At 30.4% G+C, this 6,363-nt stretch carries 8 protein-coding genes; 6 read left to right on the top strand and 2 right to left on the bottom strand.

The genetic code is table 11. The annotated features are described in order from the left end of the window. Positions 1-164 precede the first annotated feature (164 nt). The 6 genes from VK998_RS02240 (at position 165) to map (ending at position 5,734) form a co-directional block, all read left to right on the top strand. Positions 165-719: a phosphatase PAP2 family protein gene (locus VK998_RS02240; RefSeq protein WP_325225001.1), complete on the top strand. Its 555-nt coding sequence runs from the start codon at positions 165-167 to the stop codon at positions 717-719. Positions 720-788: 69 nt separating this feature from the next. Beyond that, on the top strand, positions 789-1,598 hold the full coding sequence (locus VK998_RS02235; RefSeq protein ID WP_325225000.1) for a nitroreductase family protein: 810 nt from the start codon (positions 789-791) through the stop codon (positions 1,596-1,598). A 113-nt stretch (positions 1,599-1,711) separates the two neighbouring features. Next, the gene (locus VK998_RS02230) at positions 1,712-3,808 is read left to right on the top strand and encodes a heavy metal translocating P-type ATPase (RefSeq protein ID WP_325224997.1); all 2,097 of its coding nucleotides are present in this window, start codon (positions 1,712-1,714) and stop codon (positions 3,806-3,808) included. A 125-nt stretch (positions 3,809-3,933) separates the two neighbouring features. Then, the gene (locus tag VK998_RS02225; RefSeq protein ID WP_325224994.1) at positions 3,934-4,107 is read left to right on the top strand and encodes a hypothetical protein; all 174 of its coding nucleotides are present in this window, start codon (positions 3,934-3,936) and stop codon (positions 4,105-4,107) included. Continuing rightward, positions 4,094-4,915 (top strand): tetratricopeptide repeat protein, encoded by an 822-nt coding sequence (locus VK998_RS02220; protein ID WP_349254914.1) that lies wholly within the window; start codon positions 4,094-4,096, stop codon positions 4,913-4,915. The genes VK998_RS02225 and VK998_RS02220 overlap by 14 nt, the downstream gene beginning before the upstream one ends. A 60-nt stretch (positions 4,916-4,975) precedes the next feature. Then, on the top strand, positions 4,976-5,734 hold the full coding sequence (gene map, locus VK998_RS02215; protein ID WP_325224991.1) for a type I methionyl aminopeptidase: 759 nt from the start codon (positions 4,976-4,978) through the stop codon (positions 5,732-5,734). A 98-nt stretch (positions 5,735-5,832) separates the two neighbouring features. Here map and VK998_RS02210 read toward each other — a convergent pair whose 3' ends face one another. Together VK998_RS02210 and VK998_RS12960 are read right to left on the bottom strand one after the other, a co-directional pair. Continuing rightward, complete coding sequence (locus VK998_RS02210; RefSeq protein ID WP_325224989.1) at positions 5,833-6,195, bottom strand: DUF1667 domain-containing protein; 363 nt, start codon at positions 6,193-6,195, stop codon at positions 5,833-5,835. Further along, the gene (locus VK998_RS12960) at positions 6,192-6,362 is read right to left on the bottom strand and encodes an aldehyde dehydrogenase family protein (protein WP_414713542.1); all 171 of its coding nucleotides are present in this window, start codon (positions 6,360-6,362) and stop codon (positions 6,192-6,194) included. Before VK998_RS12960 ends, VK998_RS02210 begins: the two co-directional genes overlap by 4 nt. Position 6,363 lies beyond the last annotated feature (1 nt).

Genomic DNA, 6,363 nt, shown 5'->3' with positions numbered 1-6,363 from the left:
CTTACTTCCTAATCTATATTAACATGAATATAGCTTTAAAAAAAGTTTAAAAACCTTGACAGGTGAATTGTTTAGTCAATTGAGCCCAAATAGGTTATAATATCTTAATAAGGGTAAGAGTAAAATGAAATAATTGTATATACTAACTGTAGAGGTGGTCATAGGTGAAAAAAGGTTTTAAATGGTTTGATGAAAAATTAATTAAAATTATTAATGAAAATATGAAATCTAAATTTTTAGATAGATTTATGCCAAGATTTACAAATTTAGGTGGTGTTGTTTTTACAACATTGTTTATTTTTATTTTATTAGTATTTGGAAAGGGCAAGGCTAAGAATATTGGGATACAAGGAGCTGCTACTCTTACCATAAGCCAAATTCTCACTTACAGCCTAAAAAGTCTGTTGAGCAGAGAAAGACCTTATAATATACTAAAAAATCTTAATACTTTTGGGATTATCTTAAAGGATTATTCTTTTCCTTCAGGGCATACTTCAGCTAGTTTCTCTGTAGCTACTACCATAGCACTAAATATGCCAAAGTTATCAATTTTTGTTTTTGCGATAGCATTACTTATAGGTATTTCAAGAATATACTTGGGAGTCCATTATCCAACAGATGTAGTGGCAGGTATAATATTAGGAGTAGGTTCAGCTATTTTAGTCCATATCTATTTAATCCATTATATAAAAGGTTTAATTGATTTATTTCAAATCTAAATTGGATTAAAATCCAATAATGGTGGTATATATTAATATATACCAATAGAAAGGGTGATGAAATTGTTAATGAGTAATTTTTTAAAAAATAGGAAATCGACTAGAGATTTTAAGAAGAAAAAATTAAAAAATGAAACAAGAATAGAGGTATTAGAAATTTTCAAAGACCTTGAAGAAGAAGTAGATAATAAATATTTTAATTTTATATTATTTGAAGAAGGAGATAAAATATTTAAGTCCTTAGACGGTTTAGCAGGCTATGCAGGGGTGATGATAGAAAGCCCTTATTATATAGGAATTAGATTAAAAGAGGTTACAGAAAAATCTATTATCACAGCTTCATATTATACAGAGAAGTTGATGACTTTATTAACCAAGTTAAATCTTGGTAGTTGTTGGATTAACGTCAAGACTGTAGACAAGAATATAAAAGCCAATGTCCTTGGAGAGGATAATAAAAACATTGGATACCTGGTAGCATTAGGATATTCTAAAGCTAAGAATCCTTTTATACAGGAATCAACTAGTTCTAGATATGGAATAAATGATATCGTTTATAAAGGTGAATTAGGTAATCCTATAAGCATAGATGAATTGGAAAGTAGAGGATTGGATGATCTTTTTTACTACATAAGGTTTGCTCCTTCTAATTATAATCTACAGCCTTGGAGGTTTGTTTTAAAGGATGATAAAATTATTTTACTATTAAAGTATTCAGAAGAAGGTAAAACAGACCTTATGGATGCTGGAATTATAATGTATTATTTTAAGGCATTAGGAGAAGTTATAGGATTGAAGAAAGAATGGCAGCTATTAGATGAGACAGATATTGAATATGATGATTCTAAATATAAACCAGTTGGAGAATTTATATTATAAAAACGCCTAAAAAGGCGTTTTTTTGTTGACAGTTTTTGAGGGAGAGCATATAATATAATTAAACATATGAGCAAACGTTCATATGTTTAATAGTGAGCAAGGGGGACACTTTTATGAAGGAGTTTATCCTAGAATTAGAAGGGTTAAATTGTGCAAGTTGTGCATCAAAAATTGAAAAGTTAACAAATGAAATCCAAGGAGTAGACAATGCTACCTTAGATTTTATTACTAAAAAGTTAAAAGTTAATATAGTTGAAGAAGAAAGAAGGAAAGGAATAGTAAAGGAAATCAAAGATATAGTAAAAAGATTAGAACCAGATGTAAAAATAATAGAAGAAGACCATGAGCATCAACATAATCATGTTCACGATCATGGAGATATAAGTAAAGGTGATATATTCAAAATAATTATTAGTGGAATCCTTTTTGTTATACCTTGGTTATTAAAGTTAGATGGTCTTCCTAGATTGACAATATATTTAGTAGCTTATATTGTAATAGGGTCAGAAATAATAGTGAGAGCTGTAAAAAATTTAATTGCAGGACAACCTTTTGATGAAAATTTTTTAATGACTGTAGCTACTTTAGGGGCTTTTGCAATAGGGGAGTATCCAGAAGGCGTAGCTGTAATGCTTTTTTACCAAGTAGGAGAATTTTTTCAAGGAAGAGCAGTGAATCATTCTAGAAAATCTATATCATCCTTAGTAGATATAAGACCAGATTATGCAAATCTAGAAAAGGATGAAAATATAGTTGTAGTTACTCCAAAAGAAGTCCATATTGGAGATTATATAATTATAAAACCAGGAGAAAAAATTCCATTAGATGGAGTAGTTGTTCGAGGGAAAACTTCTGTTGATACTTCTAATATTACTGGAGAGTCAGTGCCAAGAACTATAAATCCAGGAGATATGGTACTAAGTGGATTTGTTAATAATGAAGGGTTATTGAAAGTAGAAGTAAAAAAAGAATTCCAAGACTCAACAGTATCAAAGATATTGGATCTAGTAGAAAATGCTTCAAGTAAAAAAGCACCTACAGAAAATTTTATTACAAAATTTGCAAGATATTATACACCAGTAGTAGTATTTACAGCTTTAGCTATTGGACTAATTCCGCCTATATTTTTTGGATATAATCTATCAGATTGGGCTTATAGAGCTTTTGTCTTCTTAGTAATATCTTGCCCTTGTGCATTAGTAATATCCATTCCTTTAGGTTTCTTTGGAGGGATTGGAGCAGCATCTAAGGTAGGTGTTCTTATTAAAGGAGGAAACTATTTAGAAGGATTAAATGAGGTAGATACTATAGTATTTGATAAAACAGGAACTATTACTAAAGGTACTTTTAAGGTAACAGAAGTAAATAGTTATAAAGGAACTATGGATGATGAAATAATTGAATTGGCAGCTTTAGGGGAATGCTATTCAAATCATCCAATAGGTAAATCTATAATAGAAGCTTATGGCAAAGAAATAGATAAAACTAGAGTTAGCAATTATAAAGAAATAGCTGGCAAAGGAATTCAGGCAGAAATTGATGACAACAAAGTGTTAATTGGTAATAAAAAATTACTAGAGGACAATAATATAAAAATTGAAGAAAAAGAATCCATTGGAACAATTGTATATGTGGCTAAAAATGGTGAACAAATTGGAACTATTGTAGTATCTGATGAGTTGAAACAGAATATTGCTGATGATATGAAGAAAATTAAATCTAAAGGAATTAAAGAAACTATAATGCTTTCTGGAGATAAGGAAGAAACTGCTAGAAAAGTAGGAGAAGCAGTAGGTATCGATAAAGTATATGGAGGTTTACTGCCCCAAGATAAGGTTAAAATATTTGAAGAAATATTAAAGGAAACTAAAGGTAAAGTTGCCTTTGTTGGTGATGGAGTAAATGATGCTCCAGTTTTGGCAAGGGCTGATATTGGAATAGCTATGGGTGCATTAGGTTCTGATGCAGCTATAGAAGCTTCAGATATTGTAATAATGACAGATGAAATTGGAAAAGTAGCAACTGGTATAGATATTGCTAAAAATACAAAAAGGATAGTAACTCAAAATATTATTTTTGCACTAGGGGTCAAACTTATAGTTTTAGGGTTAGGCGCCTTTGGTGTTGCAACTATGTGGGAAGCAGTATTTGCTGACGTTGGAGTTTCTATAATAGCTATATTAAATTCTATAAGAGTATTGAAAATATAATTAATTAGGGTAGACATTTATGTCTGCCCTTTTAAATATTTAAATTTTGCATATAAAAGTAATAATTAACTATGAACTTGTGATAAACTATAAATAATATAATGTATCTAGGAGTGGTTGCAAAAATGACAAGACAGTTAGATAATTTTGACAGAAGAAAAAATTATATAATTTTAGCTGAAAATGCTTATTTGCAGGGAAATAGGGAAAAAGCTGTGAAATTTTATATTAGAGCATTAAAATTTAAAGGCAGTAAAACTGATAATATTCAAATTTTATATAATATTGCTATTAGATAATATTCAAATTTTATATAATATTGCTATTATCTATGATGAGTTAGATAATCCACAAATGGCATTGAAAACATATAAAAAGATTATAAGTATAGATAAAAGACAAGCTGGAGCTTTTTATGGTATGGCAACAATGTATGAAAGATTAGAAGACAAGAGAAAAGCATTAAAACTATATTTTAAAGCAGTGGAGATTGATCCCAACTACGATAGAGCCTATTTTTACATAGCAAACCTTTATGATGAAATGGAAGATAAAAATAAAGCCATTTATTATTATAAAAAGGTTATAAGTCTTAATCCAAAGGATTATATAGCTTATAATAATTTAGGTTCTATTTATGAAGAGCTAAAAGATTATGATAAAGCATATAATATGGTAAAAAGGAGCATAGAGATTAGTCCCAATTATTATAAAGCCTTATTTAATATGGGAGTGATATATAAAAAAATTAACAATCATAAAAAGGCCGTAGAATATTACGATAAATCCATTGAAAACAATAAAAATTATGCAGATGCATATTTAAATAAATCAGCTATTTATATTGAAGAAGAAAAACTTCAGCAGTCTATAGAAGTTTTAACGGAGGGAATCAAATATAACCCTTATGCTAAATATTTATATTATAATAGGGCTTGTTGTTATGCTAGATTAGATGAAACAGATAAATCTATTAAGGATTTGAGAAAAGCATTGATTATTTATCCTAAAATTATAGAAATGATTGAAGTTGACGAAGATTTAAACATTTTACGAAAAGATGAAAGGTTTGTTGCTTTGTTAAATCAAAAAAGAGAAGATGTTTGATTATATAATGTTTTTTTGGTATATATTAAGATAGAATTATATATAGAAAGGAAAAGATAAATGGTTATTATAAAAACGGAACAAGAAATAGAAATGATGAGAAAAGCAGGACAGTTGTTGGCTTCAGTTCACAAAGAAATTGGAAAAATGATTAAACCAGGGATTAGCACTTATGAAATAGATCAGTTTGTTGAAGAATATTTAAAAAAACATGGGGCAACTCCAGAGCAGAAAGGATATTATGGCTATCCTTATGCTACCTGTGCTTCAATAAATGATGAAATATGTCATGGGTTTCCAAGAAAAACTTCATTAAAAGATGGTGATATAGTTACGATTGATATGGTAGTAAATTTAGATGGGTGGTTAGCTGATTCGGCATGGAGTTATTCTGTAGGAAATATATCTGATGAAGCTCAAAAATTATTAGATGTAACTAAAAAAGCTCTATATATAGGAATTGAAAAAGCTATAATTGGAAATAGAATAGGTGATATATCTCATGCAATCCAATCTTATGTGGAATCAGAAGGTTTTGCTGTAGTGAGAGATTTTGTTGGTCATGGAATAGGGAAGAATATGCATGAGGATCCACAAGTACCCCATTTTGGAAGACCAGGTAGAGGTTTAAGACTTATGGAAGGAATGGTTCTAACAATAGAACCTATGGTTAATGTAGGAAAGTACAATTGTACAATAGACGACAATCAATGGACAGCAAGGACTATTGATGGTAAATTATCCGCCCAGTATGAACATACCCTTGCCATAACAAAGGGAGGGCCATTAATTCTAACCGAACAAGAAGAAGTAAAGTAGGAGGACAAGTAGAATATATATCAAAAAAAGGAAATGGATTTAGGATAGATATTACATTACATATTATAATAAAATAGCATATAGGCGAGGAAAGTAATTTAAGCTTTCCTTGCTGCTATTATATCCACCCCTAGTCCTAAAACATTCTTTATAATAATATCTCCTCTTTTAACAGGTGCTGAGACTTCAGTGGAATTAAAAATTTCCATAATTTCATCTATTTTATCCTTTGGAATAACTCCTGTAGTTTTAACAGGTAGTCTACCTATAGAACCATTTTTAAGAATCACTCTTCCAGTTAAAATTCTAGAAGGTTCTGTTACCCCCTTTATTCCAAATTCCAAACCTCTACTACAGCTGTTTCCTTCTACCGTATATCCAGAAGGAACAGATTCATTTTTAGATATTATAAGTTGGCAGCCAATGGGACATGCTTTACATTTTTTTATTATTTTATTCATAGATATATTCGCCTCCAGAAAATAAAACCGGCCAGGCCGTTATCGGTCAGGCGGTGACCGCCGGTTTCAGCTTTGGCGCCTCGGGCAAGGGCGTCCTGAACCTGGTCGTCCACTTTCTGAATGGCCGCTTCGTTGATCAGCGGCCCAATGCCAACGCCGTCACTCATA

Source organism: Schnuerera sp. (assembly GCF_035459645.1).
Lineage (GTDB): Bacteria > Bacillota > Clostridia > Tissierellales > Tepidimicrobiaceae > Schnuerera.
Note: the sequence above shows the minus strand (reverse complement) of the source record. Positions and strands in the feature narration are given on the sequence as shown.